At 44.0% G+C, this 21,991-nt stretch carries 19 protein-coding genes; 14 read left to right on the top strand and 5 right to left on the bottom strand.

What is annotated here, in order from left to right; translation table 11 throughout:
- Window positions 1–145: 145 nt before the first annotated feature.
- Window positions 146–400: a DUF333 domain-containing protein gene (locus L1D37_RS02470; protein ID WP_017105223.1), complete on the bottom strand. Its 255-nt coding sequence runs from the start codon at window positions 398–400 to the stop codon at window positions 146–148.
- A 370-nt stretch (window positions 401–770) separates the two neighbouring features.
- Between L1D37_RS02470 and L1D37_RS02465 the strand changes: the two genes are divergently transcribed.
- The 7 genes from L1D37_RS02465 (at window position 771) to L1D37_RS02435 (ending at window position 9,368) form a co-directional block, all read left to right on the top strand.
- Window positions 771–1,289: an NUDIX hydrolase gene (locus L1D37_RS02465; protein WP_123961973.1), complete on the top strand. Its 519-nt coding sequence runs from the start codon at window positions 771–773 to the stop codon at window positions 1,287–1,289.
- 555 nt (window positions 1,290–1,844) lie between these two features.
- Window positions 1,845–3,953, top strand: a complete 2,109-nt coding sequence (locus L1D37_RS02460; protein WP_239846747.1) for an LruC domain-containing protein — start codon at window positions 1,845–1,847, stop codon at window positions 3,951–3,953.
- A gap of 13 nt (window positions 3,954–3,966) precedes the next feature.
- Window positions 3,967–4,485 carry a hypothetical protein gene (locus L1D37_RS02455; RefSeq protein ID WP_239846746.1) on the top strand — a complete coding sequence of 173 codons (519 nt, stop codon included), beginning with the start codon at window positions 3,967–3,969 and terminating at the stop codon, window positions 4,483–4,485.
- A 288-nt stretch (window positions 4,486–4,773) separates the two neighbouring features.
- Window positions 4,774–6,537: an ABC transporter ATP-binding protein gene (locus tag L1D37_RS02450; RefSeq protein ID WP_239846745.1), complete on the top strand. Its 1,764-nt coding sequence runs from the start codon at window positions 4,774–4,776 to the stop codon at window positions 6,535–6,537.
- Entirely contained in the window at window positions 6,531–8,315 is a 1,785-nt protein-coding gene (locus L1D37_RS02445; protein WP_239846744.1) for an ABC transporter ATP-binding protein, read from the top strand. The genes L1D37_RS02450 and L1D37_RS02445 overlap by 7 nt, the downstream gene beginning before the upstream one ends.
- A gap of 235 nt (window positions 8,316–8,550) precedes the next feature.
- Entirely contained in the window at window positions 8,551–8,817 is a 267-nt protein-coding gene (locus L1D37_RS02440) for a hypothetical protein (protein WP_017059525.1), read from the top strand.
- Window positions 8,818–8,933: 116 nt separating this feature from the next.
- A complete protein-coding gene (locus L1D37_RS02435) occupies window positions 8,934–9,368 on the top strand; it encodes a hypothetical protein (RefSeq protein ID WP_239846743.1) in 435 nt (144 codons plus the stop codon).
- A 102-nt stretch (window positions 9,369–9,470) separates the two neighbouring features.
- Here the strand turns inward: L1D37_RS02435 and L1D37_RS02430 are convergent, their stop codons facing one another.
- Window positions 9,471–9,986: a cytochrome b/b6 domain-containing protein gene (locus L1D37_RS02430; RefSeq protein ID WP_275665428.1), complete on the bottom strand. Its 516-nt coding sequence runs from the start codon at window positions 9,984–9,986 to the stop codon at window positions 9,471–9,473.
- Between the two features lie 276 nt (window positions 9,987–10,262).
- On the opposite strand from L1D37_RS02430, the gene L1D37_RS02425 reads away from it, so the two are divergent.
- Window positions 10,263–11,102 (top strand): alkyl sulfatase dimerization domain-containing protein, encoded by an 840-nt coding sequence (locus L1D37_RS02425; RefSeq protein WP_176679917.1) that lies wholly within the window; start codon window positions 10,263–10,265, stop codon window positions 11,100–11,102.
- Window positions 11,103–11,246: 144 nt separating this feature from the next.
- Entirely contained in the window at window positions 11,247–12,503 is a 1,257-nt protein-coding gene (locus tag L1D37_RS02420; RefSeq protein WP_176679916.1) for a peptidoglycan DD-metalloendopeptidase family protein, read from the top strand.
- A gap of 108 nt (window positions 12,504–12,611) precedes the next feature.
- Here L1D37_RS02420 and L1D37_RS02415 read toward each other — a convergent pair whose 3' ends face one another.
- Window positions 12,612–12,932, bottom strand: a complete 321-nt coding sequence (locus tag L1D37_RS02415) for a heavy metal-binding domain-containing protein (RefSeq protein ID WP_004730185.1) — start codon at window positions 12,930–12,932, stop codon at window positions 12,612–12,614.
- A 72-nt stretch (window positions 12,933–13,004) separates the two neighbouring features.
- Window positions 13,005–13,931, bottom strand: a complete 927-nt coding sequence (locus L1D37_RS02410; protein WP_239846742.1) for a LysR substrate-binding domain-containing protein — start codon at window positions 13,929–13,931, stop codon at window positions 13,005–13,007.
- Window positions 13,932–14,022: 91 nt separating this feature from the next.
- Here L1D37_RS02410 and L1D37_RS02405 point away from each other — a divergent pair, with 91 nt between their 5' ends.
- Window positions 14,023–15,033 carry a DMT family transporter gene (locus L1D37_RS02405; protein WP_239846741.1) on the top strand — a complete coding sequence of 337 codons (1,011 nt, stop codon included), beginning with the start codon at window positions 14,023–14,025 and terminating at the stop codon, window positions 15,031–15,033.
- 72 nt (window positions 15,034–15,105) lie between these two features.
- Here L1D37_RS02405 and L1D37_RS02400 read toward each other — a convergent pair whose 3' ends face one another.
- Entirely contained in the window at window positions 15,106–18,120 is a 3,015-nt protein-coding gene (locus tag L1D37_RS02400) for an HD domain-containing phosphohydrolase (protein ID WP_239846740.1), read from the bottom strand.
- A 287-nt stretch (window positions 18,121–18,407) separates the two neighbouring features.
- On the opposite strand from L1D37_RS02400, the gene L1D37_RS02395 reads away from it, so the two are divergent.
- The 4 genes from L1D37_RS02395 to L1D37_RS02380 all read left to right on the top strand — a co-directional run bounded on the left by L1D37_RS02395 (window position 18,408) and on the right by L1D37_RS02380 (window position 21,971).
- Window positions 18,408–19,154 (top strand): phosphatase, encoded by a 747-nt coding sequence (locus tag L1D37_RS02395; RefSeq protein ID WP_239846739.1) that lies wholly within the window; start codon window positions 18,408–18,410, stop codon window positions 19,152–19,154.
- A gap of 144 nt (window positions 19,155–19,298) precedes the next feature.
- On the top strand, window positions 19,299–19,694 hold the full coding sequence (locus tag L1D37_RS02390; protein WP_132815909.1) for a cytochrome b562: 396 nt from the start codon (window positions 19,299–19,301) through the stop codon (window positions 19,692–19,694).
- Window positions 19,695–19,974: 280 nt separating this feature from the next.
- Window positions 19,975–20,325: a hypothetical protein gene (locus tag L1D37_RS02385; protein WP_048657751.1), complete on the top strand. Its 351-nt coding sequence runs from the start codon at window positions 19,975–19,977 to the stop codon at window positions 20,323–20,325.
- Window positions 20,326–20,435: 110 nt separating this feature from the next.
- Window positions 20,436–21,971 carry a PepSY domain-containing protein gene (locus tag L1D37_RS02380; protein ID WP_239846738.1) on the top strand — a complete coding sequence of 512 codons (1,536 nt, stop codon included), beginning with the start codon at window positions 20,436–20,438 and terminating at the stop codon, window positions 21,969–21,971.
- Window positions 21,972–21,991: the final 20 nt, after the last annotated feature.

The raw sequence follows: 21,991 nt of genomic DNA, 5'->3' as shown, positions 1-21,991 counted from the left end.
CATGGAAATGTCAGAAATAAAACACTGTTCAATTGGTGTGTGTATACGGTAAACCGCTGCCTTAAGGCAGGCAGTTTACGTAACTTAATAGAATTTTGAGGTGGGGTCTTACTACGGTGTGGTTAGAAACTCGCAGTCTAAGTGATTACTTTTCTGCTTCTTGCTCGTGGTTATTGCGGTAGTACTCCCACTGTTCAATGCGCTCGCCGTCATCGAATACACAGTAAGTGGTACGTTGATTGTTTTCAGTCACCGTATCTAATTCACCGTCCTGTTGAACACAATAAACCGCGGCTGGGTTAGCGACTGAAACACGTTGGCCTTCGCTATATTCTGCATAGTCGTTTGCACAACCGCCTAACACAACGGCAAATACAGCCATCAAACCAATTTTCTTCATGTTTATCTCCTACGTGATAACTCTATAAATAAATGCGTTAAGTTCTACAGAACCCAATTAGAAGCTCTATGAAATGAGTATATTTTAGATTTCAGAAAAGGTTGTCCTAATTTGGTCAAGATATTGAAATAGGTTGATATTTCGTTGGATTTCGCCGAATTTTGAGTGCTAGATCAAGCTAACTAGAGCCAAGCTATAAGTGGAGCTTCCTTGTGTGACGCGCGCTCGTTTGAGGTTTACTGTGACTCGGTGGCGATGCGTTAACAGCAGGGAGGCTAAGTAGGAAAGCGTTCTTGAAGGCGATTGTGCACCTCGAATCTATTGATGATTATGATATGATGCCGCCAAATTCAGTAGAGCAGTCACAATCATGAGACACCTAAAAACCACTATTCACCCTGATATCGACCATCTAGACAATAAAACAGTATATAAGCGCAACGCAGCCCGTGCGATTGTGTTAGATGGCGAAGACATTCTGATGCTTTATACAGAGCGTTATCACGACTACACCATTCCTGGTGGCGGTTTGGATGAAGGTGAAGACGTTATTGCAGGCATGGTTCGTGAACTGGAAGAAGAGACGGGTGCGAAGAACATTCACAGCATCAAGCCATTCGGTATCTTTGAAGAATTTCGTCCTTGGTATAAAGACAACGCAGATATGATGCACATGATCTCTTACTGCTACTCATGCAAGATCGACCGTGAGCTTGGTGAAACGGCTTACGAAGATTACGAAGTCAAAAATGGAATGAAGCCGGTGTGGATGAACATCCATGAAGCGATCGCTCATAATGAAAAAACGATGGCTGAAAGTCCTAAAAAGGGCATGAGTATTGAGCGTGAAACCTTCTTACTTCATCTCATAGCCAAAGAGATGCTTTAATCGCTGTACTATCTTTCAGTATCATCGGTTGTATTAAATAGATCAGCAGAAGCCGCCTAAAGTGGAATACTTTTAGGCGGCTTTTTATTTCTAGGGTTACATAATCTTAGTTGCCACAATAGCCTTTCCAAATTCATCTCATCCCACTTGCTAGTGATTATGTTCTCCTTAGTAATAATGCTCATATCGATCATTGTTTGTGTTGCTTTCTGTGGTCAATCACCTCAGTAACTGATTGATCTTCAAGTTGACAAATATTCCATCAAATTGATTCCTATTTTGAATAATCCTCAAGTTTAAATTTTTATAAATTTAAGGTTTATGAAATAAATCAATTTATTCATGGTGTTATATTTAATTTTGAAGAGTTACAAACTTGGCTTCCCTCTTGCTTCATTGTAGAAAGCAGCTCGCTTTATCGGCATAAGAATAACATTCCACGACTTGGGCCAGATTAATCGCTTGGGAAAAATGGAAACCATTATTTAACCGTCGTTCAGAGTTCACATACTTATCAAGGAATTCGCTCACGCGAAGATGAAGTAGAGGTTTACTATGAAATACAAGCAGGTTATTTCCCTTATTACAGCGGTAGTCAGTGCTCCCATCTACGCGACTACCGTAGACTTAGACTTTTCAAACCATATTGAATCAACCAACATGGATACATGGGCAGGGCCTTCTTACGATGGCGCTGTCATTCACTTTTTAAACGTCGGTACACACAACGGAAAAACGGTGGACGCTAAAGTGAGTAGTCGAGTGTTCGGTGATGCTACGTTCTTGTTCCATACCCCCGACTACAAAGTGGGTGCAGGGCAACCAGATGGAGACATCGGGTTTCTTTATCAAACAAATTCCGCAGGGGCGGCTGGCCTCATCTATACATTCGAGTTTTATGATGGAACCGATGGTTTGTCGGGTACCTTTTCTGAACCCTATACACTTCCTGAATTTGACATGATTGGTTATGACATTGATGGAGAGCCTGTGCAGTCTGAACAAGTCAGGGTATTCAAAAGCGAAGGCTTCTTCAGTTATCAAACTGGTTCAGCTGGTGCAAGTTTGACAGCAGAAGAGAGCGCCGATGGCACATCTGTTCTGTTCAGTGGCCCCGGAACCAACTTTGACGAGACAGATACTTCGGGCGCGGTGAAATTCACGTTTAAAAACACCTCTATCGTGACACTTCAGTTCGAAACCGTTACGACTAGCGGCAGTTCTTTCCCCAATCCAATTTTCTCAGCATTTGATGGTAACTGGGACTTATCGGGCTTCACCACACCGATTGAAAGCTCAGACGAATCTGATTTTGGTGATGCACCTGATAGCTACGGAACATTGCAAGTAAGCAACGGTGCAGAGCATGCGATTTCATCCACGCTTTATTTAGGTGCGAGTATTGACGCTGATACGGATGGTCAACCGGGTGCTTCATCAAACGGCGATGATTTAGATATTGGCGGGAATGATGATGACGGTATTACCTTGTTGTCGAACCTTGAGATTGGTTTAGACAGCTTAATCAATGTCAACGTAGCGGGTAGTGGTTACCTACAAGCTTGGGCCGACTGGGATATGGACGGGACTTTCGATGATGACGAGCAAGTACTGAAAAACTATTCTGTTGTCAACGGAAGTCAAGTCGTTCCTATTCGTGTTGGTGATGATGCGGTGGTTGGTGTTGTACAAACTCGATTCCGTTTAGCGAGCAGCCCTAATATTCCTAGCGATGGATATGTGGGTGACGGGGAAGTCGAAGATTACGTGTTCAATGTTACCGACCCTGGCACAACTATCCAGCACTCCAATTACTACACCGCAGCCTTTGAAGATAACTGGCCAGAAGTGGGTGACTTTGATTTAAATGATGTTGTGGTTTATTACCGCACCACTATTTTAAGTAAAGACGATGCTGTGCTTCGAATGGACATCACAGGTACGATCATGGCTTACGGTGCCTCTTATGGTAACGGCTTAGGTTGGAAACTGAGTGGCTTCGATGAATCAGATATCGATCTGCAAACTGCGAGAGTACAAAGAAATGGTGTGACTCGCTTTAATATCTCTCCGTTTACAGGGGAAGATAAAGACGTAGCGTCACCAGGTGGAGATCTTGTTGTCGTTGCTTCATTGAACCTACGAAATGATTTACCGATTAACGTTGAGTGTATGTTCCACCGTACGAATCCGTCTTGTAGTCCTTCTCTAGAGTCTGATCAAATGACGTTCAGTATTTCTCTACCTTTTAATGCTGAGAACCAACCAAGTGCGAGCTCACTGATGCCATTGAGTGGTTTTGACCCGTTCATCTTTGGTCCGGGTGAGGGTTTGTATCACGGTTCTAGCTTCTCTGGTTCTCCGGGTAAAGACTTAGAGATCCACACAGCAGATTTCCCTCCAACGACACGTGGTACGTTAGTGAGTGATTTCTATGGTATCGCACAAGATGACTCTGACCCATCTACCGATAAGTACTACCGAACTACTCAAAATATGCCGTGGGGGATCTTGATTTCATCTCCGTGGAACCATCCAGCAGAGTACATTGATATCAGTGAAGCGTACCCTGAGTTTGCAGAATGGGCGACTTCAGGAGGGGCTTCAAAACCTACCTGGTACCAGAACCCTAATTCTGACAAAACTTGGTCTACAGAAGATTAATTAAGGAGGATGTATGAAACTAACTAAACTAATGATAAGTAGCGTGACTGTTGTCTTCCTTACGGCTTGTGGTGGCGGAGGCGGTGGTGGCGGTTCAACCACCTCAACGCCAAGTGCGGTAACCCCACCGGGTAGCGGGTCTTCTTCAGGGAATACTCCATCGGGAGGCAGTAGCGCAGTGACATCAAGCGTTGCACCCGCACAGCAAACACTTAAATCGGTAGAGCTCGTTGTACCAGAAGGTTTTGACTTCTCAACTGAAAGAGAAGTTAAAGTGACTGTTGATGTGGCAAGCTCGCAAAGCTCACGAGGTTTTATGAGCCTGTATACTCAGTTCAATGGTGATGTTGTTGACTACACATCACAAGTGCTGAGAGTACCGATCAATGAGGACATCGACTTCTCTACGACACTACTTCTTCCTAATCATGTTGAAAAAGTTTGGGTTGAAGTATGGTACCCATCGGCAATGGGTAGCGAAGTGAAACGCTCAATTGATGTCGAAAACGGACAGGTCGATGTGATTCTCTAACCGCCTAGTGAAATTAGGGGCTTGAAGGCTGAAGCAATATCCGATTTTTGTTGTTGTGGTATTGAGTTTGGTTTAAAGCTCCCCATTTAGTGTACTTAAGATACTTTGCCGCCATTAGGGCGGCAAAGTTGTTTCTTGTGGCGCTAAAATATAACACCGATATCGAACAATTAAACATGGTTGACATTGTCAACTATGTGTTTTTGATGTATCTTTACCTCTGCGATGTTCCATCTTGCCGGATAACACCATCACATCGCCGTGTGCCTGCCCTAAACAAAGAATACTATGACTAAAAGACAGTTTATTGCTCATTACTTGCGCATGAATCGCACCTCTTATTTGTTGGCGATTGTGTTCATTTTTCTCGTTAACTGGTTACAAGTAGAGATCCCTCGTTATATTCAATTGGCGATAGATTTAATTGATGATGCCTCGTCAACAGGTCACCAGCAGCTTCAAACCTATGTTTGGATTGTTGTGGGTATGTCGGTCGCAATGGTTGTTGTGCGGATCCTGTCACGGATCTATGCGTTAAACCCTGGGCGAATCACAGAGGCAGCGCTCAAAAGCACACTGCTACAAAAGCTGAATCGTTTACCAAGTAGCTTTCATGAACGCTTCGCTTCAGGTCGTTTGATTTCAATCATTAATAATGACCTTAGTGGGATCCGTTTGATGTTCGGCGTAGGCTTCTTACAGTTCTTCAATGCGTTGCTTGCTTTGTCGCTGACGCCTCTTTATATGTGGCGTATCTCACCAGAATTAACGCTTTACTCGATTATTCCTATCTCAATCGCTTTTGTGATTTTCCGAGTGGGCTTCAAGCGTATGAAAACATTGCACTTAGAGCACATGAAGCGCCTGCAAAACCTGTCTGCTCAGTTAATGAGTTACTTATCTGGGATTGATCTGATCAAGAGCCAACAGATGTCACCTTGGGTGAAGGCGGAAACCGAAAAGCTCAATCAACTGTTGCTTGAATGCCGCCTTAAGATCACTCGTATTCAAGTCTTCTTCATGCCGGTGCTCGATTACGCCAATGACCTGATGAAAATTATTATTCTTGGTCTGGGTGGTTTCATGTTGATGAGACAGGAACTCACACTGGGTGAGATAACCGCTTTCCTAACTTACTCGGTTTTGCTTGCAATGCCGTTGATGCAACTTGGTCGAATCGCGACGATTTACCAGCGTGGCATGGTCGGAATTCAGAGCGCGCAAACCATTCTTAACGCCAAAGTACCAGAGCTAGATGAAGAAAAGCTCTCTGAGTTAGATGTTGAATCGCTGAAGGGAAAAACGTTTTCTGTTCGTAACCTTAGCTTTAGTTACGCCGCTGAAGAACGCTTGATCCTTGATGACATCAGCTTTGACATTCCAGCGGGTAAGAAAGTGGGTGTGTTAGGCGGAATCGGTGCGGGCAAAACGACATTAGTGAACTGTTTGAATCATCATTTAAATGTGCCTGAAGGTTCCGTTTTCCTTGGTGAAAAAGATGTCACTAGTTTCTCGCGCAGCGATTTACGTCGTTATGTGAAAACCGTGACTCAAGACCCTTACCTGTTCTCAGCGACAGTCGAAGATAATATCCGCTTCGGTAGCTTGGATACCGATTTGGCCAAGAGTCAGGTTGATGAAGTATTAGAGCTCAGCCAATTGGCCAGTGACGTGACTCGCTTTGAACATGGCGACCAAACCATGGTCGGTGAGAAGGGGATCATGTTGTCTGGTGGTCAGAAGCAGCGTCTCAGTATTGCACGTGCTCTGTTGCAGCCGACCGACTTAATCATCATGGATAATGTGCTGTCTGCGGTCGACTATGAGACAGAAAGAAAGATCTTAGAAGGCTTGTTTAAGCGACTGGAAAATCAGTCGGTTCTGGTAGTGTCACATCGCGTCAATGCCCTTGAATATATGGATGAAATTATTGTGTTGAATGAAGGTAAGGTAATTGCCAAGGGCGACCATGCCACGCTACTCAAAACCTGTCCTTACTACTATGAGACATGGCAGCTACAGCAGAATGAAACGGAGGCTACAGCATGTTAAAGGGTGTTGATCTCAAGTATCTAAGGCATTTCTTTCAGTTTGCTAAGAAATACAAAGGCTCTGCCATTCTGGGTATTGCGATGCTTCCGCTATCGGTCATCACGAGCTTGTTGTTTCCTTGGTTGATCATTCAAGTGATCGACGTTCATCTAAGCCATGGTGATATGGATGGGTTGCTCGAGTACGTTTTCTACTTGGTTGCCGTGCTGGTGGCAAGCTACGTGGTGGATACCACCTATTCGTATAATCTGCGTAAAACAGGTCAATACACGATAACTGACATGCGCTCTGTGTTGTTTGCTCGCGTGCTTAAACTGCCGCGTAGCTATTTTGACAATACGCCAATAGGTGTCACGCTTTCGCGCCTGACGAGTGATTTAGAGACCATCGGCGAGACCTTTGTTCAATCGGTTGTCGGTTTGGTGAAAGACAGTATCAACACCATTGCTTTGTTGGTGATGATGTTCTTCATTGATTGGCAGCTGACGTTGATTGTATTGATCATCATGCCGCCAGTGATGTACTTAACCGTGTACGTGCGAAACCGACTTCGTGCTCTGTATAAAGTCACGCGTTCTTCACTTGCTCGCGGTATTGGCTTTCTACAAGAAGTCTTGTTTGGAATGAAAACGGTTCAGATGTACCGAGCGGAAGAGCAAGTCGAGCAGCGTTACCAAGGCTATACCGATGAGTTTTTGAAAGCACAGAAAAAGATCAATAAATACGATGCGATTCTGTTTTCGTTTATCTCTGGCATTACCTCAATCACTATCGCGATCATGATTTGGTACGGTTCTGGACAAGTGATCGAAGGGGCACTCACCTTGGGTGTGCTGATTGCGTTCATCAACACGTTAGAAAAGGTATTTGTACCGATTCGCGACTTCACCTCGCAGATTGCTTCGATTCAGAGCTCATTTGCTGCGTTCGACCACATCGAAGAGCTGTTTGTTGAGCCGACGGAAGAAGAAGGTCGCAACTTACTGCCATCTAACAAGGTTGAAAAACAGCTCGAACAGTTTGTGAGCCTTGAGTTTAAGAATGTGAGCTTCCGCTACAAAGACGACGCTCCGTACGTTCTAAAGAATGTCTCGTTTGTATTGGAGAAAGGGCATCAAATCGCGCTTGTAGGTTCGACGGGTTCTGGCAAATCGACGATTCTGCGTTTGATATCTAAAACTTATCAAGACTACGAAGGCAGCATTCTGCTTAATGGTGTTGAGTTATCGCAGATCTCAAGCGAAGACTCTGCTCACTTGTTCTCGATGATGATGCAGGATGTGCATTTATTTGAAGAGACGATTCAGTTCAATATCGCGCTGGGTAAGGAACACCTGTCAAGAACTGAGGTTGAGCAAGCTGCCCGTTATGTTTATGCGGATAAGTTTATCGAGCAATTGCCACAAGGCTATGATTTCCGTCTAGAGAAGAACGGAGCCAACCTATCCGTAGGGCAAACGCAGCTTATTTCCTTTGCACGAGCGGTTGCTCAAGGCGGACAACTGATGATGCTTGATGAGGCAACCAGTTCGGTAGATTCCATCACCGAAGACTTGATTCAAAAAGCCATGCAGCGTCTGTTCAAGGAAAAAACCGTGATCGCAATTGCCCACCGCCTAAGCACTGTTCGCCACTCTGACATTATTTTGGTGTTGGAAAAGGGTGAAATTGTTGAACAAGGTAATCATCAACAGTTGGTTGCACACAATGGCATTTATGCCGGCTTGTTGAAGGAATCGATTGTGGAAACGAGCGACTCTCAAGTAACGGTTGCCTGATTACCTCAAGTCAGGTCTACCGTTATCGATACTATGGATTGGTGTTACTTATGTTTCACCAATTTCTATTCTTTTCTAGTATTCCCAGTAGCTTAGGGAAAATAAAACATATTTTACGATTATTAATATGTTATGATCTCCCTACTACTAAAGGGGTGTCTACGGGCATCGGGATGTATGCAAGCAAAAATCACCGGCTTGTGTCAGTCACTTTCTGGCGAATATGGAATCGAAAATGTTGTTGGAAGAAGTTGTAGAAATTATTGAATTAACCGACTCAGACCATTTATCTCAAGCAATGGAGCTGTTTAACGAGCATGGTTTTGTTGATGCTGAGTCTTTGCCTTTTATGAACGTTGTGTTCGAAACCGCACCAGATCAGCTTGCGAAGAAATTATCGCAAATTGGTTTTAAAGGTTTAGTGCAAGTCGAAAAGAATGAAGACGCATCAGGCTTCACCATTATTGATGCTGACCGCGTTCTACTAAAAGATTCTGCTTAGTTGAAAGACTCTGCTTAGCTTGAAGATTCTTCTTAATGACAAGAATAAGATTCAGCTTAATTGAAAGACTCTATCCAGTTCAGTAACACCCGTTATGATTATTTGAGGTTAACACAGTGACAACAGCAACCATTTCATCAACAGAGCAACACATTTCCAATGAACATGCGCTTTTAGGTGCATCGTTATTAGCGTCTCAAAAAGTTGAGTTGGCTCTGTTCAGTGTTATCTCTAAATTGGTTAAAGCGTTACCGAAAGAAGCACAGCTGCCACTGGATTTGGACTTGGATACCTTTCTAAGAGAGAAACCAAGTGAGCAAGCTGCGACGTTGAGCTTGTACGAACAAACCTTTGGTGAACAGCTTCCGTTAAAAACAAACGAACTTAACGACTTTATCTACCACAGAAATCTTGTGACTCGTGGCTTTTGGCGAGTGACTGGCGCTGATGTGAAAGGCGGTGAGAAGCTTGCTAACCCAGAGCTTTACTTAAAAGAGTTCTTAGCCAAATGCGAATATTGGCAAGTGATGATAGATACTCACAGCAAGTAACCACATTAAAAGAAGAAAGCCATAGGCTACCGAGCTATGGCTTTTTTTTGTGTGTAGGAAACTCGATCGTTAAGAATTAAGCTTTAATGAGAGGGTTTAAAGCTAGAGCATCATCTTCAATACATAGTTCTTAGAAATAAAGTGGTGCTTCAGTGCAGCGCTAATATGAAGAACAATTAAACAGGCTAGGGCAATACAACTGGCACGGTGTAAATAGAAGAAGAAGCCATTGATTGCAGGATCGGTAATTAGATTATCGACGGTGGCTAGCCAAAATAACGAATAAGGTTCTTTTAGCATCAAATAACCGGTACTGAACACCATGAACATGACTAAGTACATCAAAGAGTGTGCAAGCTTAGCGATGCATTTCTGTCCTTCTGGTATTGAGATAGGCATAGCTGGCGAAGACCGAAAGTGACTCCAGATATAACGGACCACGAGCAGTGGCGTTGCAACCGTCGCCAATGACATATTGAGTATCGACAGGAAAGAAAACAGCTCTGGATGATTGGTGACGTAGTGCATCACATACCCAGCAACGGTTGCATAGATGATGACGGAAGCCATTACCCAGTGCAGTACACGGCTTGCCAAATCGTATCGTGGATTATTCAAATTAACCTCGCTCTGATCGTTATTAATATAAGATTCAACTCAATGCAATAAATCAAATTTCGCTATATTCGCATCGCGAATTAATTATATAGAACAGTATTACTCGGTATTTTGATAATTTAGAAATTAATGATGTTGCTTCAGGTGTTTTATAATTATCAATGATGTTTTAGAGTGTTAATTCCAATACGGACAAAGCAAACTTGTCGACTTCCTAGCTTGTATGCCTATTACGAGATACAGTTAGCTTAAAAGTAAATATATAAGGAATGTATAATGCTTCGAATCTTATTGATTGCAGTTATCTCGGTGTTCAGCTCGATGAGTTTTGCAAGCGAAGAGGATAAGTACTCTGAACAGGAGTATTTGGATAGACCGCTGATGGAACGCTATATCTTGGATGAATTGAAGCAACTGCGAATGGAACAGCAGGATCTTGAAAGACGTCTTACTATTCAGATGACCGATCGTGAATTGGCAGTAGCGGACAAATCGCTGAACTACGCCAATGTTACCGTGACGTATTTCTTCTACATCATTGCTGGTGTTGCTTCTCTTATTGCCTTGGTGGGTTGGCAATCACTCAAAGAGTTGAAACACACCACTAAAGAGATGGCAGATCGACGACTCAACGACATTGCCCAGGACTATGAGAAGAAGTTTAACGTTCTAGAGAGGGACCTTAAACGTAAAACCAGAATCATTTCAGAGAACAACCGAGAAATTGAAATCATCAATGAGATTCACAACTTGTGGTTGAGAGCTCAAAATGCTCAAACCGCAGAACAAAAGATTGAAATCTACGATGAGATTTTAAAAGTTCGTCCGGGTGATTTGGAAGCACTTACATACAAAGCTGATGCAGCCATGGACATGCAGGAATACCACTGGGCGATGAGCTTATGTAACCGTGTGTTAGAGGTAGATGACCAGAACGCCCACGCTTTGTATCAACGAGCTTGTGCATATGCAAGGCTAGGTGCTGAAGGTCAGGCGATAGACGACTTAGAGCGCTCTATCGAAGCCAGTGGTTCAATGCGAGAGCTATTAGCCGATGAACCTGACTTTGAGATGTTACGTGGCCTAGAGCGCTTTGAGGCGCTTCGCGAAGAATAAATGTTTTATGATATGGTGGGTTTCTTAAGCCCACCATACTTTTATGCTTTATACGGAACGGTTTCTTACATTTCGTTTGTTTTGTTGAGATGATTGTTATGTTATAACACTTTCTAAGTTCCTTGTTATAACCGTTAAGTATTTATGAAGTACCTCCGTATTAGCCTGATTGTTGTTGCTATCAGTGCATTTTCACTTGCCGCTTTACTCTCTTTTCATCCTGAACCAGAAAAAGAAATTGTAATAAAAGTCACGCCTTATCAAGAACTGAACACGGACGGTGAGGAACAGGCGCCCCCACAAACCAATTCGAACCCAATGATCAAAATTCACTACTTTGTGAAGGTTGGGGATACCCTCAGTAATATATTTGAGTCGTGGAATCTGCCTTATGAAACAGTTCATAAGGTCATGGAAGCCGATCTTGAATCTTTGAAACTCGATACAATAAAACCTGGTGACCACTTAGAGCTGCTTGTCGATGGTAATTCTAAACAGCTTGTTGAATTGATCTTCCACGAAAGTCTGGTTGAGCAGGCTGCCTTTACTCGAAATGATGATGGAAGCTTCAGCTATCAGTTCCATGAGATACCGGGTGAATGGAAGGAAAAACTCTATGCGGGCAGTGTGCATGGTAGCTTTTCAACATCTGCATACAAAGCAGGGCTTACGACAGCTCAGATAGCCAATATTACTCGCACGTTGAAAGATAAAGTTAACTTTGCTCGTGAGCTAAGAGCAGGTGATAACTTCAATGTACTGGTTAAAGAGCAGTACACGAATGATCACTTAACGGGCAAAACAGAAATTCAAGGCATCTCTATTCAATTGAGAAACCGAGAAGTGGCGGCGTTTTTGGCACCTGATGGCCTCTTCTACGACAGAGAGGGTAATAGCCTAGAGCAAGCGTTCGATAGATACCCTGTAGACAGAAAGTTCCGAAGAATTACCTCATCGTTTAACCCTAAACGAAGACACCCAGTGACAGGGCGAATCTCGCCGCACAATGGTACTGACTTTGCGACGCCTGTGGGCGCACCCGTATACTCAACGGGTGATGGCCGTGTTGTAGCGCTTCGTGACCACCCTTATGCCGGGAAATATTTGGTGATTGAACATAACAGCGTATACACGACACGTTATCTTCACTTGAGCCGCTTCCTCGTTAAGAAAGGTCAGCAAATTAAGCGAGGTCAGAAAATCGCATTATCGGGTGCAACTGGCCGTATCACCGGTCCTCATTTGCACTTTGAAGTCTTGGTTCGTGGTCGAGCTGTCGATGCGATGAAGGCTAACTTACCGATGGCAAGCTCGATTATGCCTAAAGATAGGAAAGAGTTTTTGGCTCGAATGGCATCGTTTGATGACATGATTTCTGAGCAAGCAGATCGTGCAAGTTAAAGATATTCAAGCCTAAGTTGTCCACCGAATACAATAACGCCCCTTAGCTAGTGATTTAGCTAAGGGGCGTTTTTTCTAGGTAATCACACGATTTAGCGAGTGATTCAACTAAGCCACAACCACTGCTGTGCCACTTGCTGAAACCATCAGCATGCCATTACCTGTGCCAAGTACTTCGTAATCAATATCGACACCAACTACTGCGTTTGCACCTGCTTCAATGGCTTTCTGTTCTAGCTCTTTGAATGCGTAGTTACGTGCTTTTTCCAGTTCTTTTTCGTAAGTGCCAGAACGCCCACCAACAAAGTCACGAATACCCGAAAACATATCTTTGAATACGTTCACCCCTAGGATCGCTTCTCCGGCAATAACCCCTTTGTAATCGACAATGCGTTTGCCTTCGACAGATTGTGTAGTGGTAATAATCATAATGGCCTCGGTAAGTTAGATACTTAGTTATTAGTTTATTTACTGCTAGTTGTATTGTTGAGTGGAACATTTTTATTCTTGCATACCACCGCTGAGTTTTGTCTCTGAGCGTGTGAATTCATGTCTCAACCATGTTCTCAGTTTTAGCACACTTTCTTGTTTTAATTTGTTTTTTGGACAAACAAAATAGAAATCTTGGTGTGGATTAGCCACTGGATCGCCAAGCTCTACCAGCATGCCGTGGCTAATGTCATCTTTCACAAACAAGCGGTGAGTGACTAATACACCAAGTGACCGAATCGCACCTTGCACAGCTTGAATCGAAACATCGAACGTCAAGTTACTGTGGAAGTTGGGCATAGGGATTTGGTAATGATCGCACCACACTTGCCAGTCATGCTTTCGCCTAGGGTTAAAGACACCAATGGTCGGGTTTTGTTTCACGAGTTGTTCAACGCTTAATCCCATTTGGTTTTTCAATAGTGCGGGGCTGCAGACTAAAACCAGATCATCATCGCCGAGTTTTTCGCTGTAATACTGATCCCATTCGTTCGGTTTGCCGTGAACAAGGGCAATATCGACACCTTCCTGCTCGATATCAAAAGGGCCGGTCAAGGTGGAAATACGAATATCGAGTGAGGGAGCAAAAGCTTGGAAATCGGGGACTCGGGGAATCCACCAGTGCATCGCGAGTGAGTTCACCATGTTGAGTGTAATACGGTGATCGTTAGGTGTTTTTGCCAGTTCTTCAGTGGCTTCAATTACCTGTTCGAGTGCTGGCGCGACCTTTCGATAATATCGCTTACCTGCGGCATTAAGCACAACACGGCGACCTACACGTTGAAACAGCGGTTTGTTGACCAGTTGCTCCAATGACTTGATAGCTTGGCTTACCGCAGAGTGGCTGACATACAGCACCCGAGCGGCGTCGGTCATACTGCCAGTTTCAGCCACAGCAATGAAAGCATAAACGGATTTAAGCGGAACGAGTTTCTTCATTGGTAAGTTTTCCTTACAGTTATGGTTAATATTACTCGCTATTTTTCATCACGTCACGTCTCTAAAATAGGTGTCATAGGAGGTGATAATTATGTCTGATATTACCAAGGCAACGACTTTCATGTTGTTGTCGACGTTCAGTTTGTCTTTAAGTGGCCTAATGGCCAAGTATCTATCTGAAGCGATGCCCATCTCGTTGTTGAGTTTTGTGCGCTTTTTCCTACCCAGTCTGTTTTTATTCTTATTCTTGATGTTTTACAAAGTGACCAAACCATCGGGAGATATGTGGAAGCCGTTGGTGATGCGTGCAATCTTTATGGTGGCGTGTCAGTGGTGTTTCCTCACGTCATTGCAAACCTTAACCTTGGTTGAGGGTGTGGTGTTATTCAGTACAGGGCCTTTGTTTATACCGTTGTTAGAAAAATTAATATTCGGAACTAAGATTCATACAACGACCATCGTTTGTTTGGTGATAACCTTTGTTGGCGTAGTGCTGATGGCAGGGGATTGGTCGCAGTTTGAATTTGGATCAGAGTTTTTTAGACCTGCGCTGTTGCTGGGTTTAATGGCGGGCATGTTTAATTCAGGCTCACAAGTCAGCTTATATCGAGCATCCAAGACAAGCCTTTCGCCAGCAGAGCTAAACGCGTGGACGTTTTTAGTCGCGGCAATCATAGTAATTCCTATGGTTGTGTTTACTTCAATATCAGCGGCTCCTGAGGTAATTGAAAGCACAGGTAACATATCGGCGTTGTGGTCTTTTGATGACTTACGCTGGATAGGGCTTGGCGCACTTGGGTTGGCGCTATTCACCATCAATACGCAGATTTTCCGTTCGAAAGCGTACAAGTTGGCAGACAGTGGATCTCAATTGGCTCCGTTAATTTTTACTAACATGCTGTTTAGCGCATTATGGCAGGGCTTGTTCTTTGATGACGTGTTTTCTACTCAACAGATGATTGGCATTAACCTCATTGTGGTTGCGAGCATTAGCAATACGTTATTGGCCAAAAGACACAGCAGAGCGAAAGCCAAGCAGGCACCGCGAGCTGCAATGACGGTAGCGAACGCTGCAGCGTTGGATTCTGCCGCGAAAAGCTAAACGTTGAGCTTATGACCTAAAAACTAGAACAAAGAACAAAGAACAAAGAACATAGAACCTTAAGCCTAAAATCTAGAATAAAGAGCGTATGTACTCTTTTACTCGTTCAATATGCTGGTTCTGATCAATCTCACAGCGTTGGTTTGCTTCAAGGAATCGCTCAGCGTATTTGTCATAGATTTTGTTTTCTAAGAACAGTAGATACAGTTTTGGATCGATATGACCACTGGTGGCCATGTCGGTCATGATGTTGAGTGATTCACTGAGTAGCTTGCCTTTTTTGTATGGGCGATCACTGGACGTGAGCGCTTCAAACACATCTGCAATCGCCATCGCTCTAGACGGCAGAGGCAGTTGGTCTTCGTTTAAGCCTCTTGGATAGCCTTTACCATCAATGCGTTCGTGGTGACCGCTCGCGATATCCGGGATGTTCTTGAGGTAAGAAGGGTAAGGGAGTTTGTTGAGCATGGTGAAGGTTTGAATAATATGGTCGTTGATCATAAAGCGTTCTTCATCGTTTAACGTACCACGATGTACTTTCAAATTGTGCAGTTCACCTTGATTGTATTTGACCTCTCCGGGTTTGAGCACAAACGCTTCTTGCCACACATCTGCCGGGTTAAAACCGTTGTCCCAAGGTATTTTATGCTCGGGTTTGTCAGCAAGTAGAGGCTCCATAACCGGCAGAGCTTGCTCTGTATTTGCTAGCTCAGTTTGACCTTTCTCTGTCGTGTCTTTTTGTGTGCGGAATCTCTCTTTTTCAGACCAAGATAAACCGAGTTGGTCGTCCAGTGTACGCTTCCATTGGCGTTGAGCGATTTGGTCTAAGCGCTCGAGTTGCTCTTCTGTCATCGATTCGCCACCGAGGTTGCACTGTGCAACGAAGGCAAACTCTTCATCCAGCTCAGACAGGCTTTGCTCGAGTAATTTAAGTTGTTCCTCTTGAAGTCCACCGTTCGCCATCGCTTTCCAATAGTCGGTTTCCGCTTGTTGTTTTATCAACTCAAATCGCATGCGAACTTCGTGGATTCGGTCATAAATCGTTTCTAATTTGGTCGCTTTATCTACCACATATTCTGGAGTAGTGACCTTGCCACAATCGTGCAGCCACGCGGCTAACATCAACTCTTCCCACTGCTTACTATCGAGTGAAAACTGAGGGTAGTAACGGTCATCATCAATCGTTGCTTGGGTTATCCACTTGGTAAGTTCAGGTACTCTTTGGCAATGCCCGCCAGTGTATGGCGACTTGGTATCTATCGCAGAGGCAATCAACTCAATAAACGCGTTGAGCATGTCTTTTTGTTGCTGCATTTGGTCGATGTTGTCTTTAGCGATTTCGGCAAAGCTCAGCAGCTCACGCAAAAAGGCGTGTTTGTCTGCCTGCATCTTGGTAATCGGTCTTTCATAGCCAATCGCTACAATGCCCACCAACAGTTTTTCACGGTTTAACAACGGGAACAGATACAAGTCTGAATTGAAGATAGAATCCTGATAATAGTTAAGAACGTTATCTTCTCGATTAAGGTGGATCGTCTCCCCAGACTTAAGCTGACACAGCAACCACGGGGTATGCTTGATGAAGTCATTGATGTCGGCTTTGAAAGGCAAAATGGCAAGGTTAGCTGCCGTATCAAACACATCCTTTTCTTCGGATTGGGTAAATAACACGATGGTTTCTGCTTTGGTGATCAAGTAACTTTGATGTGCAATGTTCTTGGCTAAAATCGAAAATTCCTGATTACCCGCAGTGTCTCGAAGTAGAGCTATCAAATCATGAAGTGTGTGCTCCATTAGCTCAATCGAGTGGGCGAGGTTAGCTACTTCTTTGATCATACTCTTGGGATAATGGGTTCGTCTGAAATCAAACCGAGCGATGTTATCCGTCAATTGCATCAAGGTATTGAGCGGTTTAGATAAGCGATTGGCAACCAGCCACACTATGCCGAAACAGATGAACAACATCCCAATTGCGACGGCCACTTGCTTGTCACGCATTGAGATAAGATCAGAGAGCAGTTCATTGTGTGGTGTTGCTTCGGCTAAGTAGAGAGTCACATTCTGAGTCAGTTCGACAGGCGTTAAGGTTAGTGCCCATGTATTTAGGTTGTACTCAACGTTTTTCAGGTTGAGATTAAACTTCTCTTCATCTGAGATTAGTGGTCCTAAAACGGAGGATTTTAGCGCCTCTATTTGCTCTCGTTTTGGCACGTTAAAAAAGCTTTGATCTTGTTCACTTCCCGACACCTTTCCTACGCCTTGACCATCATTGCTGTCTTTATTTTCGGGACGTAGTTTTAAGTTAGATACCGATAAATCAAGTTGATGCTGACCGAGAAGATTAAAGTGTTGATCGAACAGTGCCAGTCGAGTTTGTGGGGAATAAGCGAGTTCACTGATTTGAGACGAGAGTGATTTTAAGGTGAAGTCGGCACCTACCACATGCTTGCCGTCTGCCGAGCGCCTAGATAGCGTAATGCCGTTGGTTTGCAGGAAATAGAACAGATAGGGTTCAGAGAGTTGTATTGAGCCGTCTGGTTTTGCATTACGAAACCAAGGTCGAGTGGTTGGATTGAACTTGCTCTCGGCTTGCATGGTGCTGATCACTTGGTGCGCACCATCTAAAAAGGTAATGAAGTTTTCGCCATCTAGATTGGTACTGCTGACCATCATGGTCGCTTTGGCGGGAGCATTGTTGTCGGCTCTTTGTTTGTTGGTGCTTAATGGGCGAAAAATTCTGAATTCACCATCCTCTGAACCATAGAACAGTGCGACCAAGTTAGTATTTTGTTTGAAGATGATATCAACCGAAGCCAACCAAGACTCTTTTTCAACCGAAGAGGTTTGTTGAGCCACAAAAGGGCTGACTGCCATTACGTTTAAGGTGGTGATGACAGGGGCGATGGCTTGTTTGAATACCGATTCCAACTTATCACGATGTTCATTACTGACCTCGCGCACTGTGCCTAACAATAACTCTTGAGAATGCCGATAGCTTATTGATATCAATACCGCACCGACAAAGGTGGTCAAAATTAAGAAAAGGCTAGTGATGTGGATACTCAGCGGATATCGTCTTTGTCTCATCAAACACTCCAACTTGTGAACTGGTTTAAGTATTGACGAACTTGAGTAGGTTGCAAAAAATTGGCTCAATTACCGGATTTGCTTGGAATTCGTGTAGGAGAGACGAGCTATCAATTTTATCGTGCGGTGCAAACGAAGTAATAATAAAGCCTTACGTTTTGGTGCTAATTGTCACTTTCAACTGATAAACTGGTTAAATTGTTGCCACGAGGCACTCCTTTTCAGAAGGCGGTTCAGGGATACCTTTTTGAAAAACGTTTAGAGACCAAGCTAGAGGGCATTGTTTCATGGAACTCAAAGTAGATACTCACACCCATACATACGCAAGTGGTCATGCTTACAGCACGCTTATCGAGAATGCTAAGTCGGCAAAACAAAATGGCTTAGACATGTTTTGCACTACTGACCATTCAGAGTCGATGCCGGGCGCGCCACATTATTGGTTCTTCAGCAACCAGCGCGTGCTTCCTCGTTTTATCGAAGACGTTGCTATCATCCGCGGCGTGGAATCAAACATCATGAACACACAGGGTGAAATCGATATTCATCCGAGCGTGGATAAGAACCTAGATTGGGTGATTTCCAGCTTCCACGAGCCAGTATTTCGTCCATCGGATGTCGCAACTCATACAGAGGCGTTGTTGAATGTGATTAAGGGCGGTCGAATCGATGCACTTGGCCACTTAGGCAACCCAAATTTTGATTTCGATTTTGAAGCTGTGATTGAATGCGCAGTTCAATATAACGTCGCAATTGAGATTAATAACACCACATTAAAAGGCAATAGCCGTGTTGGAAGTGTCGATCGTTGTTTCGAGATCGCGAGAATAGCGAAGGCGAAAGGGGCATTCATAACTACTGGAAGTGATGCACATTTCTGTGCGGACGTGGGCGGGTTGGATCTTGTGTCTTCACTGCTTGATGAGGTGGGCGTGGATTCGAGTAAGGTGATTACCCATTCGCCAAAGCAATTCCTAGCATTTTTGGCGTTGCGTGGACGTAATGACATCCCAGAATACTCGGCTCTTGCTTAAGAGAATGTCGGTGAGTTTGCATTTCGACACAATCAATTTTTGTGCCTGTCAGATTTTTGTATACACTAGCCGAAAATAATAAAGTCGAAGTGCCACAATCATGATGGCGCTATCTTCAAAGTCACAGTTTCACTTGGAGAAACAATGAAAACTCGCTCAATCCTTTTATCTGGCTTAATCGCTGCTGCAGTAATGTCTGGCAACGCATTTGCTAACGTTGACCTTAAGAAAAACATGCAAGAAATGAAGCTTGCGTTTAAACAAGCGGCAGAAGCTCAAAACATCGAAGAGATGCAGAAACCTATCGTTCGTTTAGATACGTTAGTGGCAGAACTGAAAACAGGTGTTTACCCAGTAGAAAAAGAAGACAACTTCATGGAAGGCTTCAAAAAAATCAGTGCTTCAATTGATAGCATTGAACAGAAGCTAGACCAAGGTGACTTTGAAGCGGCACAGCAAGAACTGCGCACTATTGATGGCCTTCGCGAAGAGTACCACGAGAAGCGTAACCCAAGCATTTGGAGCAAGATCTTCGGTTAATTCGCTTGTTCACTAGAGTTACCTGACAGCAAAGTTCAAGTTCTAAAACGCCGCTTATATTTCCTTTGACAGGAAAATATCAGCGGCGTTTTTTATTGTCTTTTTTCTAATCAGTTTGATGCACTGAGGTGCGTAATATTTTATTAGCACTTCTGTTGTAACCAGTTTTTAACCAAATAGAGTGTGCGTTAGCTTCAATTTTTTAACCTGATGTTAATCTTTACGTTTACCTATATAGCAAGTGCCTCATAATAAGGGAAATTTATAAAGATTTGGAATAATGCGCCGAACCTCGTTCAACCTCTCCATGTTACTTGCCACAGCGTTAAGTTGGGCTCTAGTGACATTAATGCCTGTTATCAATGCTCATGGTAACAGTGCGGGAGTGTGGGCGTCGTTGTGTACGGTCAACGGCTTTGAACTGGTTCAAATTGAAGAAGGCGAACCTAATACTCATAAAGGTAAGCCGTGTCCGTTTAGCCATTTTTCCACATTTCACCAAGATGAACTTCCAACTACACTACTGACAACTCGACTGAGTTTTATTGTCTCAGACAGCTACGCTTTTTTGGCTCTAAGCGAACGCTACACGAGGCAAGCCCCGCGCGGCCCTCCCTTTGTTACTGCTTAAACCTAACCCACTAAAATAATTAAAAATATAATATTAAGTAAAGTTAAACATGCCTTAGTGACTTTCTGATTTTTCAGAAGGTACGTTTGCGCGTGTCAAAGGAAATAATAATGTTGAGAAATGAATCTCAAACTACTGCGAAAACACAAACGACTTCGCAGTCTACAAGCAGTGCAACAAACGGTTCGAAAACCAATGTAAAAAGAAATGACCGCAATAAAACCCTCTACTTCTTAACTTGGCGCTGGCATTTTTATGCAGGGCTATTTGTTATCCCATTTATGTTGATGCTGAGTATTACTGGCTTGGTGATGCTGTTTGACGATGAGATCGAACTGGCTTTCCATCAGGAAGTGATTGAAATTGTGGCATCTGGCGAACCAATCAAGGTTTCACAGCAGTTAGCCGCAGTACAGAATCAATACCCACAGGGTTCGGTGACACAGTTCGTACCAAGCAAAGCGCCTGACTTGGCGAACCGATTTTCAGTCTCTTTGGAAGACGGCACATCGTTTTTCGCCACCGCGAATCAATACACTGGTGAAGTTGTCGGTGAAGTGCCACGAAGTGAAAGCCTCTACGAACTCGCGAACGATATTCATGGCACGTTATTGATTGGCGATTGGGGTGATTACCTTATTGAAGTGGCAATTAGCTTATCAATTCTACTTCTTATTAGCGGTATCTACTTATGGCTACCGAGAGACAACGCGAGCCGTGCTGGTTTTCTTAAGCTGAGAATGTCATCTGGGCCACGTGTGCTTATGCGTGATCTGCATGCGAACATCGGCGGCACGTTATCTCTCATTCTACTGCTGTTTATTCTTTCAGGATTGGCATGGACAGGTTTCTGGGGCGGCAAGTTAGTCCAAGCATGGAGCACTTTCCCTGCTCAAATGTGGGATGATATTCCGCTGTCTGATAAGACGCACGCATCGCTTAACCACGGTTCAGAAGAAGAACTGCCGTGGAACTTAGAACAAACACCACTTCCGTTGTCTCAGGATAAGCCTGTAGAGCATGTACACCACGCGGAAGAGGCGTCTGAACCTCATGATCATTCCAAAATGGGAGAAGACCACTCTCAACATGTGATGGCAGCAAGCAGCTTTGGTATTGATGATGTCATCGAAAAAGCACGCTCTCTTGGTTTCACGCAATACAAGGTGAACTTCCCACGCTCAGAAACAGGTGTTTACACGGTGACAGCGAATACTATGGGCGGTGACATCATCGACCCAACTCAGGATCGTACCACGCACCTAGATCAATACTCAGGTCGTATTCTGGGTGAGGTGACTTGGCAGGATTACAACTTTATCGCCAAGACATTAGCGGTCGGTATTTCCCTGCACCAAGGTGACATCAGTATCATCAATAAACTTCTAAACGCTCTGTTCTGTTTCGCATTTATTGTGGTGTCGGTGACTGGCGGTGTGATGTGGTGGATGCGCAGACCTTCTGGCCAACGCAAGCTTGGCGCGCCACCTAAGTTTGGTAACGCAGGCTTATGGAAAGTAGGCTTAGTAACCGTGGTGGTTATTTCAGTGCTGTTCCCTCTTGCAGGAGCAACGATTGTGGCAGCCATGCTATTGGATTGGCTGCTGTTCTCACGTGTTGATAAATTCAAAACGGCGTTGAGCTAATTGATACACAAACGGACTTT

The sequence above is a fragment of the Vibrio sp. Isolate33 genome, assembly GCF_022397895.1.
Taxonomy (GTDB): domain Bacteria; phylum Pseudomonadota; class Gammaproteobacteria; order Enterobacterales; family Vibrionaceae; genus Vibrio; species Vibrio pomeroyi.
Note: the sequence above shows the minus strand (reverse complement) of the source record. Positions and strands in the feature narration are given on the sequence as shown.